16 protein-coding genes are annotated in these 19,483 nt (G+C 71.5%); 6 read left to right on the top strand and 10 right to left on the bottom strand.

Annotation, left to right across the window (positions count from 1 at the left end; genetic code table 11):
- Positions 1 to 62 precede the first annotated feature (62 nt).
- Together QQZ14_RS24070 and QQZ14_RS24065 are read right to left on the bottom strand one after the other, a co-directional pair.
- Positions 63 to 1,496, bottom strand: coding sequence for a gamma-aminobutyraldehyde dehydrogenase (locus QQZ14_RS24070; RefSeq protein ID WP_284536973.1), 1,434 nt, complete (start codon positions 1,494 to 1,496; stop codon positions 63 to 65).
- Between the two features lie 79 nt (positions 1,497 to 1,575).
- Positions 1,576 to 3,198: an amidohydrolase gene (locus tag QQZ14_RS24065; RefSeq protein WP_284536972.1), complete on the bottom strand. Its 1,623-nt coding sequence runs from the start codon at positions 3,196 to 3,198 to the stop codon at positions 1,576 to 1,578.
- Positions 3,199 to 3,302: 104 nt separating this feature from the next.
- Here QQZ14_RS24065 and QQZ14_RS24060 point away from each other — a divergent pair, with 104 nt between their 5' ends.
- Entirely contained in the window at positions 3,303 to 4,691 is a 1,389-nt protein-coding gene (locus tag QQZ14_RS24060; RefSeq protein ID WP_284536971.1) for an aspartate aminotransferase family protein, read from the top strand.
- Positions 4,692 to 4,738: 47 nt separating this feature from the next.
- Here the strand turns inward: QQZ14_RS24060 and QQZ14_RS24055 are convergent, their stop codons facing one another.
- The 4 genes from QQZ14_RS24055 to QQZ14_RS24040 are packed head-to-tail and all read right to left on the bottom strand — an operon-like array spanning position 4,739 to position 8,871.
- Positions 4,739 to 5,611: an ABC transporter permease gene (locus QQZ14_RS24055; RefSeq protein ID WP_284536970.1), complete on the bottom strand. Its 873-nt coding sequence runs from the start codon at positions 5,609 to 5,611 to the stop codon at positions 4,739 to 4,741.
- Complete coding sequence (locus QQZ14_RS24050) at positions 5,611 to 6,510, bottom strand: ABC transporter permease (RefSeq protein WP_284536969.1); 900 nt, start codon at positions 6,508 to 6,510, stop codon at positions 5,611 to 5,613. Before QQZ14_RS24050 ends, QQZ14_RS24055 begins: the two co-directional genes overlap by 1 nt.
- Positions 6,507 to 7,652: an ABC transporter ATP-binding protein gene (locus tag QQZ14_RS24045; RefSeq protein ID WP_284536968.1), complete on the bottom strand. Its 1,146-nt coding sequence runs from the start codon at positions 7,650 to 7,652 to the stop codon at positions 6,507 to 6,509. Before QQZ14_RS24045 ends, QQZ14_RS24050 begins: the two co-directional genes overlap by 4 nt.
- The gene (locus tag QQZ14_RS24040) at positions 7,645 to 8,871 is read right to left on the bottom strand and encodes an ABC transporter substrate-binding protein (RefSeq protein ID WP_284536967.1); all 1,227 of its coding nucleotides are present in this window, start codon (positions 8,869 to 8,871) and stop codon (positions 7,645 to 7,647) included. Before QQZ14_RS24040 ends, QQZ14_RS24045 begins: the two co-directional genes overlap by 8 nt.
- Positions 8,872 to 9,031: 160 nt before the next feature.
- On the opposite strand from QQZ14_RS24040, the gene QQZ14_RS24035 reads away from it, so the two are divergent.
- Positions 9,032 to 9,511: an Lrp/AsnC family transcriptional regulator gene (locus QQZ14_RS24035; RefSeq protein ID WP_284536966.1), complete on the top strand. Its 480-nt coding sequence runs from the start codon at positions 9,032 to 9,034 to the stop codon at positions 9,509 to 9,511.
- A 92-nt stretch (positions 9,512 to 9,603) separates the two neighbouring features.
- A complete protein-coding gene (locus tag QQZ14_RS24030) occupies positions 9,604 to 10,896 on the top strand; it encodes an NAD(P)/FAD-dependent oxidoreductase (protein WP_284536965.1) in 1,293 nt (430 codons plus the stop codon).
- 10 nt (positions 10,897 to 10,906) lie between these two features.
- Here QQZ14_RS24030 and QQZ14_RS24025 read toward each other — a convergent pair whose 3' ends face one another.
- Positions 10,907 to 12,361, bottom strand: coding sequence for a M1 family metallopeptidase (locus tag QQZ14_RS24025; protein WP_284536964.1), 1,455 nt, complete (start codon positions 12,359 to 12,361; stop codon positions 10,907 to 10,909).
- A 217-nt stretch (positions 12,362 to 12,578) separates the two neighbouring features.
- Between QQZ14_RS24025 and QQZ14_RS24020 the strand changes: the two genes are divergently transcribed.
- Genes QQZ14_RS24020 through QQZ14_RS24010 form a run of 3 tightly spaced genes read left to right on the top strand, consistent with a single transcriptional unit; the run spans position 12,579 to position 16,247 of the window.
- Positions 12,579 to 13,475, top strand: a complete 897-nt coding sequence (locus QQZ14_RS24020) for a serine protein kinase RIO (RefSeq protein ID WP_284536963.1) — start codon at positions 12,579 to 12,581, stop codon at positions 13,473 to 13,475.
- Positions 13,476 to 13,529: 54 nt separating this feature from the next.
- Positions 13,530 to 14,624 carry an LOG family protein gene (locus QQZ14_RS24015; protein ID WP_284536962.1) on the top strand — a complete coding sequence of 365 codons (1,095 nt, stop codon included), beginning with the start codon at positions 13,530 to 13,532 and terminating at the stop codon, positions 14,622 to 14,624.
- A 27-nt stretch (positions 14,625 to 14,651) separates the two neighbouring features.
- Complete coding sequence (locus tag QQZ14_RS24010) at positions 14,652 to 16,247, top strand: metallophosphoesterase (RefSeq protein WP_284536961.1); 1,596 nt, start codon at positions 14,652 to 14,654, stop codon at positions 16,245 to 16,247.
- A 3-nt stretch (positions 16,248 to 16,250) separates the two neighbouring features.
- Here the strand turns inward: QQZ14_RS24010 and QQZ14_RS24005 are convergent, their stop codons facing one another.
- The 3 genes from QQZ14_RS24005 to rlmN all read right to left on the bottom strand — a co-directional run bounded on the left by QQZ14_RS24005 (position 16,251) and on the right by rlmN (position 19,452).
- Complete coding sequence (locus tag QQZ14_RS24005; protein ID WP_284536960.1) at positions 16,251 to 17,432, bottom strand: glycosyltransferase family 4 protein; 1,182 nt, start codon at positions 17,430 to 17,432, stop codon at positions 16,251 to 16,253.
- A 104-nt stretch (positions 17,433 to 17,536) separates the two neighbouring features.
- Positions 17,537 to 18,325 carry a GNAT family N-acetyltransferase gene (locus tag QQZ14_RS24000; protein WP_284536959.1) on the bottom strand — a complete coding sequence of 263 codons (789 nt, stop codon included), beginning with the start codon at positions 18,323 to 18,325 and terminating at the stop codon, positions 17,537 to 17,539.
- The gene (gene rlmN, locus QQZ14_RS23995) at positions 18,322 to 19,452 is read right to left on the bottom strand and encodes a 23S rRNA (adenine(2503)-C(2))-methyltransferase RlmN (protein ID WP_284536958.1); all 1,131 of its coding nucleotides are present in this window, start codon (positions 19,450 to 19,452) and stop codon (positions 18,322 to 18,324) included. The genes QQZ14_RS24000 and rlmN overlap by 4 nt, the downstream gene beginning before the upstream one ends.
- Positions 19,453 to 19,483 lie beyond the last annotated feature (31 nt).

Raw genomic sequence — 19,483 nt, 5'->3', positions numbered from 1 at the left:
CCTTTGAGCGAAGCGGGCCGTCGAGCGACGACAACGCAGCCAGGCGCCGCGTTTCACGGCGCCTAGGACCCGATGTAGCTCATGACGTGCTTAATACGGGTGTAGTCCTCGAGCCCGTACATCGAGAGGTCCTTGCCGTAGCCGGAGTGCTTGAACCCGCCGTGCGGCATCTCGGAGATGAACGGGATGTGGGTGTTGATCCAGACCACACCGAAGTCGAGGCCCTTGGACATCCGCATGGCGCGGGCGTGGTCCTTGGTCCAGACGCTGGAGGACAGGCCGTACTCGACGCCGTTGGCCCAGCGCAGCGCCTCGGCCTCGTCGGTGAACCGCTGCACGGTCATCACCGGGCCGAAGATCTCGGTCTGGATCTGCTCGTCGTCCTGGCGCAGGCCGGAGACGACCGTGGGCTCGTAGAAGTAGCCGCACTCGCCCTTGCGGGCGCCACCGGTCTGGAGGTTCGCGTGGTCGGGGAGCCGGTCGACCATGCCGGTGACCCGCTCGAGCTGGCTCTGGTTGTTGAGCGGGCCGTAGTACGTCGCCTCGTCGTCGGGCATGCCGGTCGGCATCCCCTTCGCCGCCTCGGTGAGCGCGGCGACGAACTCGTCGTGGATCCCCGGCCCCGCGAGCACCCGGGTCGCGGCGGTGCAGTCCTGGCCCCCGTTGAACAGGCCGGCGCCGGCGATGCCCTCGGCCGCCTTCTCGATGTCGGCGTCGTCGAAGACGATCACCGGGGCCTTGCCGCCGAGCTCGAGGTGGACGCGCTTGAGGTCGTGCGAGGCCGACTCGGCGACCTCCATGCCGGCGCGGACGGAGCCGGTGATCGCGACCATCTGGGGCGTCTTGTGCGCGACGAGCGCGCGGCCGGTGTCGCGGTCGCCGGTGACGACGTTGAGCACGCCCGGCGGGAGGAACTCCTGGGCGATCTCGGCGAGCAGCGTCGAGCTGGCCGGGGTGGTGTCGCTGGGCTTGAGCACGATCGTGTTGCCGCCGGCCAGGGCCGGGGCGATCTTCCAGATCATCATCAGCAGCGGGTAGTTCCAGGGCGTCACCTGGCCGACGACGCCGACCGGCTCACGCCGGATCCACGAGGTGTGGTCGGCCATGTACTCCCCTGCCGAGCGCCCCTCGAGCACGCGCGCAGCGCCCGCGAAGAACCGGAAGTGGTCCGCTGCGTACGGCATCTCCTCGTCCATCGTGATCTGGAGCGGCTTGCCGGTGTCCCGGCACTCGACCGCGTTGATCTCCTCGACGCGCGCCTCGATGGCGTCCGCGATCTTGAGCAGCGCCTCGGAGCGCTCCTTGGGTGTGGTGGCGCCCCACGACTCGAAGGCCGTCGCGGCCGCGGCGTAGGCGCGGTCGACGTCCTCGGCGCCCGACCTGGGCGCCTGCGCGTACACCTCGCCGGTGGTCGGGTCGACGATGTCGTAGGTCTCCCCCGACGCGCTGTCGACGAGCTCTGCGTTGATGACGTTCTTGAAGGTTCGGTCGGCCATGCGGGGAGCCTAATGACCGATCTACGGAATCGGTAGGGCGAACCCGCGATGTAACACGGAATTAGTTGTCACGGGGTGTTCAGTCGGCGTGGACGGCCGCTCCGTCGATCCAGGTGGACACGACCCGCGCCTCGCCGATCTGGTCGGCCGGGCCCGCGAACGGGTCGCGGTCGAGCACCACGAGGTCCGCGACCGCCCCCGCTTGCAGCACGCCCGCGTCGTCGCGGCCGTTCGCCCATGCCGAGCCGGAGGTGTACGCCGCGAACGCCGCCTCGAGCGGCAGCGCCTGCTCGGGGAGGAACGGCTCGCGGTCGCTGCCGGGCTCCACCCGGGCGACCGCCACCTGGATCGCCTGGAGCGGGTCGGGGGCGCTCACCGGCCAGTCACTGCCGGCCACCAGCCGCGCCCCGGAGCGCAGCAGGTCGCCGAAGGGGTACTGCCAGGCCGCCCGCTCCGGGCCGAGGTGCGGCAGCGTGAGGTCGACCATCTGGTCGTCGAGGCACGCCCAGAGCATCTGCAGGTTCGCGGCGACGCCGAGCCCGGCGAAGCGGCGTACGTCGTCGGGGTGCACCACCTGGACGTGGGCGATCTGGTGGCGGCGCGCCGGGTCGGTGCCCTCGAACGCGTCGAGCGCCTCCCGGACGCCGCGGTCGCCGATCGCGTGCACGTGCACCTGGAAGCCGGCCGCGTCGAGGGCCGCAACCGCCTCGCGGAGCGCGTCCGCCTCGAGGAAGGAGTGCCCGCTGTTGTCGGTCGGGTGCCCGCACCGGTCGAGGTAGGGCGCGAGCATCGCGGCCGTGCCGTTCTCGGCGACGCCGTCCTGCATGATCTTCACGGTCGTGGCGCGGAACCGGCCACCCGTCATCGCCTCGCGCCGGCCGACCAGGTCGGCGACCTGCTCGGTGCCGAGCCGCCGCTCCCACCACAGCGCGCCGACGACGTGGGAGCGGAGGTCGCCGCTCGCGGCCGCCGTGACGTACGTCGACGCCGGGTCGTCCATGCCCGAGTAGGCGCCCACGATCGCGTCCTGCCAGGAGGTCACCCCCACCGAGTGCAGGTAGGCCTGGCCCGCCATCAGCGCCCGGCGGTAGTCCTCCCCGGTGGTGCGGGGCAGGTGCCGGGAGACCAGCGAGGTCGCCCCCTCGTGGAGGGTCCCGCTCGGCCGGCCGTCGGCGTCGCGCTCGACCCGGCCGTCGGGCGGGTCGGGCGCGTGCTCGTCCACGCCCGCGAGCTCGAGGGCGCGGCTGTTGACCCAGGCGCCGTGGTGGTCGCGGTTGGGCAGGTAGACCGGGCGGTCGGGCACCACGCGGTCGAGGTCGGCGGCGGTCGGGGTGCCGCCGGGGAACGCCGGCATCGCCCAGCCGCCGCCGAGGACCCAGGCGGCGTCCGGGTGCGCGGCGGCGTACGACGCGACCGCCTCGAGGTACTCCTCCCGCGTGGCGAGCCCGGACAGGTCGCAGCGCAGCCGCTCCAGCCCGCCCTGGATGGGGTGCACGTGCGCGTCGACGAAGCCCGGCGCCAGCAGACCGCCCTGCAGGTCGATCACGGTGGTTGAGGTGCGAGCGAAGCGAGCCTCGAAGGGCGCCTCGAAACCACCCGACTCGACCGAGACGATCCGGCCGCCCTCCACCAGCACGGAGCCGCGGCCGAGGTGGCGACGCCCGTCGAACAGGCCGCCGTTGGTGAACAGGACCTGCGTCATGCGGCAGTTCTACCACGCTCTCGACAACTGATTTCGCACGATTTCGCCCCCCCAAGCGACGGATTCACTTGCCTCCACGGGGTGTGACCGCGCACCATGGGGGCATGCACCCGGACTACGACCACCTGCAGCGGGCCGCGAAGGACCACCTGTGGATGCACTTCACGCGGCACTCGACGTACGACACGTCCGACGTGCCGATCATCGTGCGCGGTGAGGGTGCCTACATCTACGACGCCCAGGGCAAGCGCTACCTCGACGGTCTCGGCGGGCTGTTCGTCAGCCAGCTCGGCCACGGGCGCACCGAGCTCGCGGATGCGGCCGCGGCGCAGGCCAAGGAGCTCGCCTTCCACCCCCTGTGGTCCTACGCGCATCCCAACGCCATCCTGCTCGCCGAGCGGGTCGCCGGCTACGCACCGGGCGACCTCAACCGGGTCTTCTTCACCACCGGTGGCGGCGAGGCCGTCGAGTCGGCGTGGAAGCTCGCCAAGAACTACTTCAAGCTCACCGGCAAGCCGATGAAGCACAAGGTGATCAGCCGCTCGATCGCCTACCACGGCACCACCCAGGGCGCGCTCTCGATCACGGGCCTGCCCCCGCTCAAGCAGCAGTTCGAGCCGCTGGTGCCCTCGACGTTCCGGGTGCCCAACACCAACGTCTACCGCGCCGAGGAGACCACCGGCGGCCTCCTCGACGGCAGCGACCCCGAGGCCTTCGGCCGCTGGGCCGCCGACCAGATCGCGGTGGCGATCGAGAACGAGGGCCCCGACACCGTCGCCGCGGTCTTCCTCGAGCCGGTCCAGAACGCCGGCGGCTGCTTCCCGCCGCCCCCGGGCTACTTCCAGCGGGTGCGCGAGATCTGCGACGAGTACGACGTGCTGCTGGTCTCCGACGAGGTCATCTGCGCCTTCGGCCGGCTCGGCCACATGTTCGGCGCGGAGCGCTACGGCTACCAGCCCGACATCATCACCTGCGCCAAGGGCATCACCTCCGGCTACTCCCCGCTCGGCGCGATGGTCGCCACCGACCGGCTCATGGAGCCGTTCCTGCACGGCGCGGAGTCGTTCGCCCACGGCTTCACCTTCGGCGGCCACCCGGTCTCGACCGCGGTCGCGATGGCCAACCTCGACATCTTCGAGAACGAGCACGTCCTCGAGCACGTCCGCGACAACGAGGACGCGTTCCGCTCCACCCTGGAGCGCCTGCTCGACCTGCCGATCGTCGGCGACGTCCGCGGCGACGGCTACTTCTACGGCATCGAGCTGGTCAAGGACAAGGACACCAAGACGACCTTCGACGAGGCCGAGTCCGAGAAGCTGCTGCGCGGCTTCCTCTCCAAGGCGCTCTACGACGAGGGCCTCTACTGCCGCGCCGACGACCGCGGAGACCCGGTCATCCAGCTCTCTCCCCCGCTGATCTGCGACCAGACGCACTTCGACGAGATGGAGCAGATCCTGCGCACCGTCCTGGACAAGGCCGCCACCCTGCTCTGATGCGGCCCGCGTCCCCCTGCGGGACGCCGGGCGCCATGAGCATCACCTCAGCGGCTCCAGGTCGACCGGCGGCGTCGCCAGAGCTCTGCGGCGATCACGACCGCGAAGGAGACCAAGAACATCGCCGAGCCGACGACGAAGAGCTGCGGTGGGAAGTCCTTGAGCTTCGCGCCGTAGACGTAGAGCGGGAAGGTCACCGACTGTCCGGCGGTGAAGTTGGTGACGATGAAGTCGTCGAAGGACAAGGTGAAGGACAGTAGCGCCGCTGCGACGATGCCGGGCATCGCCAGCGGGAGCGTGACCAGCCGGAAGGTCTGCCACTCGTTCGCGTACAGGTCCATCGCCGCCTGCTCGAGCCGCGCGTCCATCCCGACGAGCCGCGCCTTGACGGTGACCACGACGAACGAGAGGCAGAACATCACGTGCGCGATCACGATCGTGACGAAGCCGAGCACGCCGTCGAAGCCCAGCGACACGAACATCGCGAGCAGCGAGGAGCCCATGACGACCTCGGGGGTGGCCATCGGCAGGAAGATCAGCAGGTTCGAGGCGGAGCGTCCGCGGAAGGAGTGCCGCACCAGCGCGAACGCCATGAGCGTGCCGAGCAGGGTGGCGAGCACGGTGGCGGTGAGGCTCACGGCGAAGCTCAGCTTGAGCGACTCGCACAGTCCCTCGGGCTCGCACACGGAGCCCCAGTTGCTCCAGGTGAACGACTCGAACTCCGCGGTGGCTCCGCGCCCGCTCGGCTGGTTGAACGACAGCGCGAAGATGTAGCCGATCGGCACGAACATGTAGACGAGGACCAGGATCCCCAGCAGCAGGACAAGGTGGTCCGCGAGCCAGCGCCCGGCAGGTCGGCGCGCCGGGGGCGGCGGGACTGCGGCGGTGGCGCGCTCCCGCGACGCGAGGCTGCCGGTCATCAGACGAGGTCCTCCGTGCCGGCCCTGCGGATGTAGAGCACCACCATGACCACGACCACGGCCATCAGGATCAATGACAGGCTCGCCGCCAGCGGGTAGTTGTGCTCGGTGAGGAACGCCGACTGGATGCGGTTGCCGACCATGTACTGCTTGGGCGTCCCCAGCAGCTCGGCGTTGATGTAGTCGCCGCACGCCGGGATGAAGGTCAGCAGCGTGCCGGACACCACGCCGGGCAGCGAGAGTGGGAAGGTGACCCGGCGGAACCCGGCGATCGGGCTGGAGTACAGATCGCCGGCTGCCTCGATCAGGCGGTGGTCCACCTTGTCGAGCGAGGCGTACAGCGGCAGGGTCATGAACGGCATGAAGTTGTAGACCAGCCCGGCGATCACCGCAACCGGCGTGGCCAGCAGCCGGCCGTCGTCCGGGAGCACCGCGATCGTCTGCAGGAAGCTCGTCACGGGTCCCTGGTCGGAGAGGATCGTCCGCCAGGCGAGGGTGCGCAGCAGGAAGCTGGTGAAGAACGGCGCGATCACGAGCACGAGCAGGAAGTTCTTCCAGCGGCCGGCCTTGAACGCGATCGCGTACGCCAACGGGTAGGACAAGGCCAGGCAGACGACGGTGGCGATGCCGGCGTACGCGAAGGACCTCACGAACAGGTTCCAGGTGTCCGTGACCGCGTCGACGTAGTTCATCACGTGCCACGTCATGGTGTAGCCCTGCTCGTACGAGCCGCTCGGGTCGTAGAGGGAGGTGAAGAAGAGCTGGATCGTCGGGAAGAGGAAGAACACCGCCAGCCAGAGCATGCCCGGCACCAGCAGCAGCCAGCCCAGCCCCCGGCGGCGGCTCGTCTCGCCGTCGACGGCGGCTCGGGGGGCGGGCGAGGGAGGCGCTGCGCTCACTCGCGGTCCTCCGGTCGCATCATGCCGGCGTGCGCGTCCTGGTCTGCGTCGAGCAGGAAGGCGTGGTCCGGGGCCCACATCAGGTCCACCTCGTCCCCGTTGCGGAACGAGGGCCGGCTCCCCGTGTTCTGCTCGAAGACCATCAGCTCCTGGCCCCACGGCATCGCGACGAGGTACTGCGTGCTCACGCCGATGAAGCTGACGTCGGTGACCCGGCCGCCGGTCAGAACGTCGGCGTCGGTGCGGTCCTCGACGCCGGCCACCGACGCGTAGATCTTCTCCGGTCGGACCCCGAGCCAGGCCGACCGGCCGTCGGCGTGGGAGCGCGCTGCGGCCACCGCGAGCTTCTGCCCGTGGCAGTCGAGCACGATCTCCCCGCCGGACGTCCCGATGACGTTGGTCTTGATCAGATTGGACTGGCCCAGGAAGTTCGCCACGAACGTCGTCACCGGGTTCTCGTAGAGGTCCGCGGGAGCGCCCATCTGCTCGATCACCCCGTGGTTCATCACCGCGATCGTGTCGGCCATGGTCATGGCCTCCTCCTGGTCGTGCGTGACGTGGACGAAGGTGACGTCGATCTCGGTCTGGATCCGCTTGAGCTCGATCTGCATCTGCCGGCGCAGCTTGAGGTCGAGCGCGCCGAGCGGCTCGTCGAGGAGGAGCACGCCGGGCTCGTTGATGAGCGCCCGACCGAGCGCCACGCGCTGTTGCTGCCCCCCGGAGAGCTGGGCCGGCTTGCGATCGCCGTAGGGTCCGAGCTGCACGAGCTCCAGCATGTCGCGGGTCTTCTGCTGGTAGTCCTTGACGCCGCGCCTCCGCAGGCCGAAGGCGACGTTCTCGAAGATGGAGAGGTGGGGGAACAGCGCGTAGGACTGGAACACCGTGTTGACCGGTCGCTTGTACGGCCGCAGGTGGGTGATGTCCTGGTCGCCGATGAGCACGCGGCCGGCACTCGGATCCTCCAGGCCCGCCACCATTCGCAGGGTCGTGGTCTTGCCGCAGCCGGAGGGACCCAGGAGCGCGAAGAACGATCCGCGCGGCACCGTCAGGGTCAGGTCGTCCACGGCGACGAAGTCGCCGAAGCGCTTCGTGAGGCGCTCCAGGCGCAGGTCCTTGCCCGCGTCCGCTTCGTTCTCAGCCACCCATGACCTCGTTGAACTGGCGCTGGAAGTCCCGCTCCTGGTCACCGCTGAGCGGCATGAACTGGTGGCCGGCGGCCAGCGTCTCGGCCGAGGGGAAGATGAAGTCGCTCTTGGCAGCGGACTTGTCGAACTGGGCGATCTCCTGCTGAGCACCCTCGACCGGGCAGAGGTAGTAGTTCCAGGCGGCCAGTTTCGCCGCGTTGACCGGGTCGTAGTAGAAGTTCATCAGCTCCTCGACGTTCGCCTTGTGCTCCGCCTTGTTGGGGACCAGCATGTTGTCGGTCCAGATCGCGAAGCCCTCCGAGGGCGGCACCCACTTGTACTTGCCGCCACCCAGCAGGTTGATGACATCCCCGCTCCAGGCCTCGCAGGCCACGATGTCGCCCGACTTCATGTCGTCGACGTAGTCGTTGCCCGCGAACCGGCGCACCTGGCCGGAGTCGACGTAGCCTTGCAGCCGGTCGATCGCAGCAGAGAACTCGTCGTCGGTGAAGTCCGCGGGGTCGCTGCCCTCGAGCAGGAGCATGAAGAGCATCGTGTCCCGCATCTCGGTGAGCAGCTCGACCTTGCCCTTGAGGTCGGGCCGGGTCAGCAGGTCCTCGAAGCTGGTGACCGGGTCGGTCAGCTCGGAGTTGTAGCAGATGCCGGTCATGCCGCTCTGCCACGGGACGCTGTAGTCGCGGTTCGGGTCCCAGCTCGGCGACCTCAGCGACTCGAGCAGGTTCGCGTCCACGTTCGGGATCTTGTCGTGGTCCAGCTTCTGGACCCAGTTCAGCTCGATCATCCGGGCGGCCATGTAGTCGGTCACCACGAAGACGTCCCGTCCCGTCGAGCGACAGTCGCCCAGCTGGGGCGAGACCTTGGCGAAGAACTGCTCGTTGTCGTTGACGTCACCGTTCTTGTAGTCGACGGTGATGCCGGTCTCCTGCTGGAACTTCTCGAGGGTGGAGGTGTCCTTCGCCTTCACCGGATCGACATAGCCGATCCAGTTCGAGAAGACGATCGACTTCTCCTTCGCACTGAGATCGGTGCTCGTGCACGTGTCCGCCTCCACCTTGGCCCCTCCGGTGCCGCAGGCCGAGAGCAGGCCGGGCACCCCGACCGCCATCGCGGCCAACGAGGCGCCCCGGAGGAACGAACGGCGGCCCACCCCTGCGGAAGCCCCGGCGAGCACCCCTCCGCCCCGACCCATCCGCACCATGCTCGCCGGTTCCGACATGCAACTACCTCCTGCAGGTTGAAGGGCCCCTAGGCGTGGATAGTTGCAGAGCAACGGCCCCCCGACAAGGGAAACCGTTGATCGGAAACACACTTGCAACGAAATCCCATGTGGACCCCGGACCTTGGCGCCGACCGCCGTCGCCTGTCAGTATCGGCCGGTGACCAGGAGCTCCCGCGACACCCAGACCGTCTTCCACCTCGACCAGGTGTCCAAGGCCATCATCGAGCAGCTCCAGCAGGACGGGCGACGCTCCTATGCGGCCATCGGCAAGGTCGTCGGGCTGTCCGAGGCAGCCGTCCGACAGCGAGTCCAGCGCCTGATCGAGGCGGGGGTCATGCAGGTGGTCGCGGTCACGGACCCACTCCAGATGGGCTTCGCCCGCCAGGCGATGGTCGGGGTCCGGGTGGCCGGCCAGCTCGAGTCGGTGGCGGACGCGATCGCCGCGCTCGACGAGGTCGACTACGTCGTCGTCACCGCCGGCTCCTACGACCTGCTCGTGGAGGTGGTGTGCGAGAGCGACGAGCACCTGCTCGAGCTGATCTCCGGCCGGATCCGCGCGATCGACGGCGTCGCGATGACCGAGACGTTCATGTACCTGCAGCTGCGCAAGCAGACCTACTCCTGGGGTGTGCGCTGAAGCACCGCACCGATCCCCACTGGGAGCGCCTCTCGCTCTGGCACGACACCGTCGACACCGACTGGACGCCACGACCCGCGCTCGGCTCCGACGTGGACGCCGACGTCGCGATCGTCGGCGCGGGCTTCACCGGGCTCTGGACGGCGTACTACCTGGCCGAGGCCGACCCGAGCCTGCGGATCGTGGTGCTGGAGGCCGAGACCGCGGGCTTCGGCGCCTCGGGACGCAACGGGGGCTGGTGCTCGGCGCTGTTCCCGGCGTCGCTGTCCACGCTCGCCGGGCTCGCCGACCGCGAGCGCGCGCTCGCCCAGCACCGGGCGATGCGCGAGACCGTCGACGAGGTGGTCAGGGTCGCGGCCGCGGAGGGCATCGACGCGCACATCGCCAAGGGCGGGACGATCGCTCTGGCCCGCAGCCGGGCCCAGTGGCGCCGGGCGCGCGCCGAGGTCGCCGAGGCGCGGCGCTGGGACCGCGGCGAGGACGACCTGCGGCTGCTCGACCGGGCGGAGGCGACATCGGTGCTGCGCGGCAGCCGGACCGTCGGCGCGACGTACACCCCCGACTGCGCGGCGCTGCACCCCGCGCGCCTCGTGCGGGGCCTCGCCGAGGCCGTCGAGCGCCGCGGCGTCACCATCCACGAGCAGACCCGGGTGCGGGCGATCGCGCCGGGCCGGGCGCACACCACCGACGGCGACGTGCGGGCGGCGACCGTGGTGCGCGCGACCGAGGGCTACACGCCCGGCCTGCGCGGCGAGGAGCGGACGCTGGTGCCGGTCTACTCCCTCATCATCGCCACCGAGCCGCTCCCGCCCGCCGTCTGGGACGAGATCGGGCTCGCCCGGCGCGAGACGTTCACCGACCACCGGCACCTGATCGTCTACGGGCAGCGCACCGCCGACGACCGGCTGGTCTTCGGCGGCCGCGGAGCGCCGTACCACCTCGGCTCGCGGATCCGGCCGGAGTACGACCGCGACGAGGCCGTGTTCGCGCGGCTCTACGCGACGCTCGTCGACCTGTTCCCGGTGCTCGCCGGCACCCGCGTGACGCACGCGTGGGGTGGCGCGCTCGGCATCCCGCGGGACTGGTGCGCCTCCGTGGGGCTGGACCGCCAGACCGGGCTCGCCTGGGCCGGCGGGTACGTCGGCGACGGGGTGAGCACGACCAACCTGGCCGGCCGCACGCTGCGCGACCTCGTGCTCGGCCACGACACCGAGCTGACCCGGCTGCCGTGGGTCGGGCACCGCTCCCCCGCCTGGGAGCCGGAGCCGCTGCGCTGGCTGGGGATCAACCTCGGCCTGCGGGCGATGACGCTCGCGGACGCGGAGGAGTCGGTGACGCGGCTGCCCAGCGTGGTGGGCAGGATCGTCTCGCCGCTCGTGCACTGACGGCGGGTCGCTACCCGAGCCCGTTGGCGACCGTGTCGGCGGGCTTGCTCGGCGACCGCACCCAGGCGTCGAAGAACGAGCCGAGGTCCTGGCCGCTGACCTTCTCGGCGAGGGCCTGGAACTGGTCGGTGTTGCCGTTGCCGCCGGCCCGGTCGGCGGCCCACCGGCGCAGCAGCGTCGAGAAGTCGCGGTCGCCGATCCGGTTGCGCAGTGCCGAGAGCGCCATGCCGCCGCGGTCGTAGACGAAGTCGGCGAAGATCGGCCCCACGCACGCATCGTGGTCGGGACACGGGTCCGCGACCTCGTGGTTCCAGAACGAGTCGCCGGCGGGGATGTCGCCGTACGCGTCGCGCATCAGCTCGTCGGTCATCGGACCGCCGTGGGTCTCGGTGTAGTAGTCCTCGAGGTAGGTCGCCCAGCCCTCGTTGAGCCAGATGTCCCGCCAGCCCTCGATCGCCACCGAGTCGCCGAACCACTGGTGCGCGAGCTCGTGGACGACCGTCCGCACCGCGCCCGGGCTGTCGCCCATGAAGGGGTACGTCGGCCGAGTCTGGTTCTCCAGCGCGAAGCCGACCGGCAGGCTCGTCGTGAGGCCGCCGACCTGGCGGAACGGGTAGGTCCCGATGACGCCCTCCAGCCAGTGGACCAGCGCCGGGGTCTGCCTCATCAGTCCCATCGCGACGCGCTGCGACGCCGTACCGAGACCCTTCGAGACCGCGACGACCCAGCGACGTCCGTCGGCCCGGCCCCTCGCGATCTCGAACGACCCGGCCGCGAAGAACGCCAGGTAGGGCACCATCGGCTCGTCCGCCTGCCACGTCGTCGTGGCGAGCCCGCCCCGGACGGTGCGCTGGACGCGGCGCCCGTTGGCCACCACCTGCCTGTCGCTCGGCACCGTGATCGAGATCCGCATCAGCGACCTGTCGAGCGGGTGGTCGTTGGCGGGGAACCACCACGGCGCCATGTGCGGCTGGTTCATCGCGACGACCTCGTGGTCGTCGGCGAGCCAGTTACTCTCCCCGGCGTAGGAGTAGCGCCCCGGCAGCCCGGAGTACCGCACCACCACCCGCGCCGACTCGCCGTCCGCGAGGGGCGCGTCGATCGAGAGCTCGTGGTGGCGCTGGTCGAAGTGCACCCGCCGACCGTCGACCTCGACCCGTGACACCGGCAGCAGGAAGTCCAGGTTGAACCCCGAGATCGCCTTGGTCGCGGTCAGCCGCACCGCGGTCCACCCGGACAGCCGTCCCTCGGAGAAGCGGTAGCGGTCGTGGACGTCGTAGGCGCGGACGTCGATGCCGCCGTTGCCGTCCAGCGGGAAGTAGGGGTCGCCGACGCCGGCGGATCCGTGCGGCGCCTCGGCCCGGCCCGCGGACGCGGACGAGGACTCGGACGCGGCCGCGGACGAGACGAGCGGGACGGCGAGCGCGACGACGGCGGTCAGCGCGGCCAGGCGACGGAGGGGCACGGCTGCAACCTACCGAGCGCCGCACGAGGGGCGACACGGCACTGCCGAGCGAGACGTCGCCGTTATTCGGTTGCGGGCGGCAGGGCGCGGCCCGGAGACTCGTTCCAGCCGTCCGGCAGCTGCCGGGTGCCCGAGCGAGAGGAGCGTGACATGTCGACGACTGTCCTTGGCCTGTCCGCAGACCATGTCCTCTCGAACTCCTGGAGCACCCACCGCGATGTCTCACGACCTCACGCAGCACACCTCGCAGTACCCGCCTGACCTCGACCCCTCCTTCGTCTTCGACTTCACGGCGTACGACGACCTCGACGACGACACCCAACGCTGGTCGACCTGGCTCAGCGTCGAGCCGCTCTGCCGCGGCCCGGAGCCGCGTCCGGACTGGGTGGTGACCTCGCAGGCCGCGGTCGACACCGAGCTCGGCATCCTCAAGACCGGCAAGGAGGCCGACGCGTTCCTGCTCGAGCGCGCCGTCCCCGGCAGCGAGGACCTCGACGACCCCACCGGCCAGTCCGTCGTGATGGTGGCCAAGCGCTACCGCGGCGACGACCACCGCACGTTCCACCGGTCCACGGCCTACACCGAGGGCCGCAAGACCCGCAACACGCGCGACGCCCGCGCGCTGGCCAAGAAGTCCGCCCACGGTCGCGCCGTGGCCGCGGGCCAGTGGGCGTGGGCCGAGTGGGAGGCGCTGGTGCGCTGCCACAGGCTCGGGCTGCCGGTCCCCTACCCGGTCCAGCTCGACGGCACCGAGCTGCTCATGGAGTGGATCACCGTCGAGGGCGAGGACGGCGTCGAGACCGCGCCCCGGCTCGCCCAGACCCGGCCGGACCGGCCGCTGCTCGAGTCGTACTACGAGCAGCTGCGCGAGGCGATGTCCGAGCTCGCGCGGCACGGGGTGGTGCACGGCGACCTGTCGCCGTACAACATCCTCGCGGCCGGCGACCGGCTCGTGATCATCGACCTTCCCCAGGTCGTGGACCTGGTCGGCAACCCGGCCGGCACGGACTTCCTGATGCGCGACTGCACGAACGTCGTCGGGTGGTTCCGGGCCCGCGGGCTCGGGGTCGACGAGCACGACCTGTTCGGCGAGCTCCTCGCCCACGCCTTCTAGCGATCCACGTCGACCCGCCTGAGATTCTCGGGCGGGTCGACGTAGATTCGGCCCGTGAAACGCACCCGCGGCCGCGTCGTCCACGTCGAGACCCTCGCGGAGCTCGACCACCGCCTGGCCGCCGGGGCGACCTCGCTGCGCGGGTGGCGGGTCCGCGGCGTGGACCTCTCGGACCGGCACGCCGAGCTGGCCGGCGTCCGGCTGGCGGGGGCGACGTTCCTCGGCTGCACGTTCGCACCGGGCGACGAGACGATGGTGCGCGCCGCCGGCGGCCTCGTGCTGCCGGCCACGGCGGCGGCGCCGGTGGACACGGCGCGCACCACGCTCTACACCCCCGACGAGCTGTACGACGTCCCCGACTACGCCGACTCGCTCGACGCGCGGGCCTACGCCTGGTCGCAGCGGCCGTCGACCCGCGACAAGGCCCTGGCCAGGGCGCTGCACGACCACGCCGTGGACGTGGCCCTGGAGTCGTGGATCGAGGGGCGCCGGCTGGTCGGCGTGATGGGCCGGCACACGGCCGACCGCGACGCACCCGGATTCGCGGACGCGGCCCGGCTGGGCGCGGCCCTCGGCCGCTCGCTCACGGTCGCGACCGGCGGTGGTCCCGGCGCCATGGAGGCCGCGAACCTCGGCGCGTGGCTCGCCCGCCAGGCCGACCCGACCGCCGCGCTCGACGACGCGCTGGCGCTCCTGTCCGCGGTCCCGTCGTACCGGCCCTCGATCGGAGCCTGGGCGGACCAGGCGTTCGCGGTCCTCGACCGGTTCCCGGGCGGCAGCGAGTCGCTGGGCATCCCGACCTGGCACTACGGCCACGAGCCGCCCAACGTGTTCGCGACGGCGATCGCGAAGTACTTCCGCAACTCCACGCGCGAGGCGACGCTGCTGGAGGTCTGCGACGCCGGCATCGTGTTCCTGCCGGGCTTCGGAGGGACCGTCCAGGAGATCTTCCAGGACGCCTGCGAGAACTTCTACGCCGACGAGTCCTCGGTCGCGCCGATGGTCCTGGTCGGCGTGCACTACTGGACCGAGGAGCTCCCGGCCTGGCCGCTGCTCAGGGCGCTCGCGCTCGGCCGCCCCATGGAGCACCACGTGCACCTCGTCGACACGTGGGAGGCGGCGGCGAACCTGCTTGTTTCGGGGACGTGAACGCGGCCGGGAGCCTAGATTGACGCGATGCAGATCTCCCGTCGCGACCTCTTCCGCTCAGCCGCCGCCGTCGGCGGCGCCGCTGCCCTCGGCGGTCTCGGTGGCCTCTCGGCCGACGCCGTCGCCGGCACCGGGCCGGCCGCCCGGGCCGCCCGTGCCACCACCACCCGCGCCACCGTGCTCCTGCGCGGCACCCCCGACCCCACGACCGGGTGGCGCCCGGTCGTCACCGGCCCCGGGGAGAAGCACCTCGTCCGCGCCGGGCTCGGCGCCGCCGCCCAGAAGGGACGCGCTCGCCGGCGCCGGCCGCTGCTCGCGTTCGCCCAGCTGAGCGACGTCCACATCATCGACGCCCAGTCACCGATCCGCCTGGAGCTCGGCGAGAAGGTCAGCAGCAGCGCCTACCGGCCGCAGGAGATCCTCAGCGGTCACGTGGCCGACGCGATGGCCCGCGAGATCAACGCGATCGGTGCGGGCCCGGTCACCGGCCGCAAGCTGGCGTTCGCGATCCAGACCGGCGACAACTCGGACTCGACGCAGTACAACGAGATCCGCTGGAACATCGACATCCTGGACGGCGGGACCGTCACCGTCGACTCCGGCGACCCCTCCAAGTACGAGGGCGTCATGGATCAGGACCCCGACTTCTATGACGTCGTCTTCTGGCACCCGGACGGCACCCCGGCGGGCAAGGTCGACGACGACCCCCGGGCCAAGCACGGGTTCCCGACGATCCCGGGCCTCCTCGACGCGGCCCGGCAGCCGTTCGAGGCGGCCGGCCTCGACATGCCGTGGTACGCCGCGATGGGCAACCACGACGGGCTCGTGCAGGGCAACTGGCCCGTCGACGAGAGCTACAAAGCGGTCGCCATCGGCACCGTCAAGAAGACCACCAAGGGCCCCCGTACCGTCACCGCCGACCCCAACCGGCGGCTGCTCGAGCGGGTGGAGTGGGTCCAGGAGCACTTCACGACGACAGGTCTGCCCGAGGGGCACGGCTTCACCGCCGAGAACGTCGCCAAGAAGACCGCGTACTACACGTTCGACCAGGGCAAGGTCCGCTTCGTCGTCCTCGACACCGTCTCCCGGTTCGGCGACAAGGGCGCCCTGGGCACCGTGCAGTTCCAGTGGCTGAAGAAGGTCCTCGACCAGAGCCGCCGCAAGCTCGTCGTCGTCGCCAGCCACCACCCGCTGGCGTCGTTCGAGGACACCTCGCTCGCGGGCCGGATCGCCCGCACGCTCGCGGCGTCCCCGAACGTGATCGCGTGGGTCAACGGCCACACCCACACCAACCACATCTGGGCCCACCCCCGCAAGGAGAAGGGCAAGGTCGTGGGCGGGTTCTGGGAGATCAACACCGCCTCGCACATCGACTGGCCGCAGCAGTCCCGGCTGCTGGAGATCACCGACAACAGGGACGGTACCGTCTCCATCTTCGCCACGATGGTCGACCACGGCGGCTCGCTCGCGTTCAACGGCGACCTCACCGACCCGGTGCAGCTCGCCGGCCTGTCCCGCGAGCTCGGCGCGAACGACTGGCAGGAGCAGAGCAACCAGCGGCGCGGGGCCCGCAAGTCCCGCAACGTCGAGCTGGTCGTGAAGGCGCCCCGGTTCCTCCGGTAGTGATCAGGCCACGCGACGTTGGACGGCCCGCACCGCGACCACGTCGCGGTAGTGGGCCACCAGGGCCTCGTTGACGCCCTGCCACGAGCGGGTCGCGACACTGCGGCGCGCGGCCAGGCCGGTCCGGCGCCGGAACAGCCGGTCGGAGGCGAGGGCGTCGACGTACGCCATCAACTCGGCGCGGCTGCCGGGCTCGTAGAGGAAGCCGGCCACCCCGTCGGCGACCACGTCCACCGGTCCGCCGGCCCGCGGCGCGACCACCGGGACCCCGGAGGCGAGCGCCTCCTGGGCCGACTGGCAGTAGGTCTCGTGGCGACCCGTGTGCACGAACACGTCGAGCGAGGCGTAGACCCGGCCCAGCTCCTCGCCGTGCAGCACCCCCAGGAACGTGGCCCCGGGGAGCAGCTCCCGCAGCCGCCGCTCCTCGGGGCCCCCGCCGACCAGCACCAGCGCGTAGCGGGGGTCGTCGGCGAGGCAGGTGAGCAGGTCGAGCTCCTTCTCGGGTGCGAGCCGGCCGACGTACCCGACCAACAGGCGGCCGTCGGGGGCGATCCGGCGCCGGAGCTCCGGCGACCGGTGCACCGGGTGGAACTGCTGGAGGTCGACGCCGCGGGGCCACAGCGCGGTGGCGTGGATGCCGAGGGAGGCCAGCTGCGCGAGGCTGGTCGACGACGGGGCGAGGGTGCGGTCGACCCCGAGGTGGATCCTGCGGGTGAGGTAGGCCATCGCCCGCACCCCGCCGGCGATGTCGTAGCGCTCGGCGAAGCCCACGAGGTCGGTCTGGTAGATCGCGACCGTCGGGATGCCGAGCTCCTCGGCGGCGCGCACCGCCTGGTGGCCGAGCGTGGCCGGCGAGGCCACGTGCACGATGTCGGGACGGAACCGCAGCATCACCGCACGCAGCCGCGCCCTGGTCTCCAGGCCGATGCGGAAGTCACGGTAGAACGGCAGGCTGGCGCCACGGGCCCGGGTGACGGGGAACCCGGCGTACGTCGGGGGTCCGGTGGGTGCGACCAGCTCGGCGTGGTGGCCCTCGGCGGCGAGGTGCTCGAGCACCCGGCGCACCGAGTTGGTCACGCCGTTGACCTGCGGGAGGAACGACTCAGCGACCACCAGCACCCGGAGCCGGTCGGTGGGGGTCTGGGGAAGCTCGACGAGCGCGGAGCGGTGCTGACGGAGTCGCATGGCGCAACCTTTCCAACACGGTGTCCTGCCGTCTCGGACGATGCCGACCCGCCCGGAACAGGCGAGGATGCCGACACGAACGTCACGTGAATGCCGTGTGGCGGTCAGCCTTGGTGGTTCGGGAGCCGCAGGCGGTAGCCACGCTCCTGGCCGTACGCCGTGAACCCCGCCCGGCGCAGGATCGGACCGGAGGTCGCCGCGCGCCCCTTGACCAGGGCCAGCTCCGCTCCACCCTCCGCGCTCCAGGCGAGCCGGTGGTCGAGCAGCGTGCGGTAGATGCCCCTCCCCCGGTGCCGCTCGAGCACGGCCCCACCCCAGAGGCGGGCCACGCCGTCGACGAGCGAGACGCCGGCCGCGGCGACGGGGCCGCCGTCGACGTAGGCGACCAGCCGGGCCGCGGCGCCGGTCGCGAACGCGAGGGCGGCGCGAGCGGCCTCCTGCTCGAGGTGGCCGGGCGGGGGCAGGGCTCCTCCGAACACCTCGACGCCGACCGCCTCGAAGTCGCGGAGCGTCGCGAGGTCCGCCACCCAGCGCAGCTCGACCCCAGGAGCCGCCGGCGCCGGGGGCTCCGCACCGAGGCCCCGGGCGAGCACGTCGACGGTCTCCGCCAGGGTGCCGCGAGCGGCGAGCAGCGGCTCGAGGTCGGCGACCGAGTCGGGCCGCACCCAGCACACGACCTCCGGCGGACCGAGCTCGGCGGCGCGGGCGAGCGCCTCGTCGAGTACCTGCGCCGTCGGGCGGCGCGGACGCACCCGGGTGAGCACCAGCGGCTCGTCGTACCAGTCGGGGTAGCGCACGAGCAGGTACTCGTCGGCCTCGACCGTGATCGCCACGTCCGGGATCCACACCCAGGCCTCGCTCGCGGCGGCGACGGCCGCCGCGGACGGGGTCATGCCTCCGTGGCCGCCAGCTGGCCGCAGGCCCCGTCGATCTCGCGGCCGCGGGTGTCGCGGACCGTGGTCGGGATGCCCTTGGCCTCGAGGCGGCGGACGAACTCGCGCTCGTCGGCCGGGTCGGAGGCGGTCCACTTCGAGCCGGGCGTGGGGTTGAGCGGGATCAGGTTGACGTGCACCCAGCCCCAGTCGCCGCGCTCCTGCAGCACGTCGCCGAGCAGGTCGGCGCGCCAGGCCTGGTCGTTGATGCCGCGCATCATGGCGTACTCGATCGAGACCCGGCGCTTGGTGGTGCGCGCGTAGTTCCAGGCGGCGTCGACGGTCTCGGCGACCGAGTAGCGCGTGTTGATCGGGACCAGCTCGTTGCGGAGCTCGTCGTCGGGCGCGTGCAGCGACAGCGCCAGCGTGACCGGGATGCCCTCCTCGGCCAGCTGCAGCATCCGCGGCACCAGCCCGACCGTGGACACCGTGACCCCGCGCGCACTCATGCCGAGCCCGTCGGGCGTCGGCTCGGTGAGCCGGCGTACGGCGCCGATCACGGCCTTGTAGTTGGCCAGCGGCTCGCCCATGCCCATGAACACGACGTTGGAGACGCGCCCCGGCCCGCCGGGCACCTCGTCGCGGGCCAGCGCCCGTGCGCCGGCCACGACCTGCTCGACGATCTCCGCGGTCGACATGTTGCGCTGGAGACCGCCCTGGCCCGTGGCGCAGAACGGGCAGGCCATGCCGCAGCCGGCCTGGCTCGACACGCACATCGTGGCCCGGTCGGGGTAGCGCATCAGCACCGACTCGACCAGGGCGCCGTCGAAGAGGCGCCACAGCGTCTTGCGGGTGGTGCCGCGGTCGGCCTCCATGGTGCGCAGCGGCGTCATCAGCGTCGGCAGCAGCCCGGCGACCAGGTCCTCGCGCTGCCCGGCCGGGAGGTCGGTCATCTCCGCGGGGTCGTCGACGAGCCGGGCGAAGTAGTGCGTCGCGAGCTGCTTGGCGCGGAAGCCGGGCAGGCCGAGCTCCTTGGCGTACGCCGTCCGCTCGTCGGGAGCGAGGTCGGCGAGGTGCCGCGGGGGCTTCTTGCGGCCACGCGGCTCGTCGAAGACCAGGGGCAGGGGGGTGCGCTCGGAGTCGGACATCAGGCCTCGATCATCCCATCCGGGTGGGTGG

Origin of the sequence: Nocardioides sp. T2.26MG-1 (genome assembly GCF_950101795.1) — a bacterium.
GTDB lineage: Bacteria > Actinomycetota > Actinomycetes > Propionibacteriales > Nocardioidaceae > Nocardioides.
This window is presented reverse-complemented; position numbering and strand designations above follow the sequence as displayed.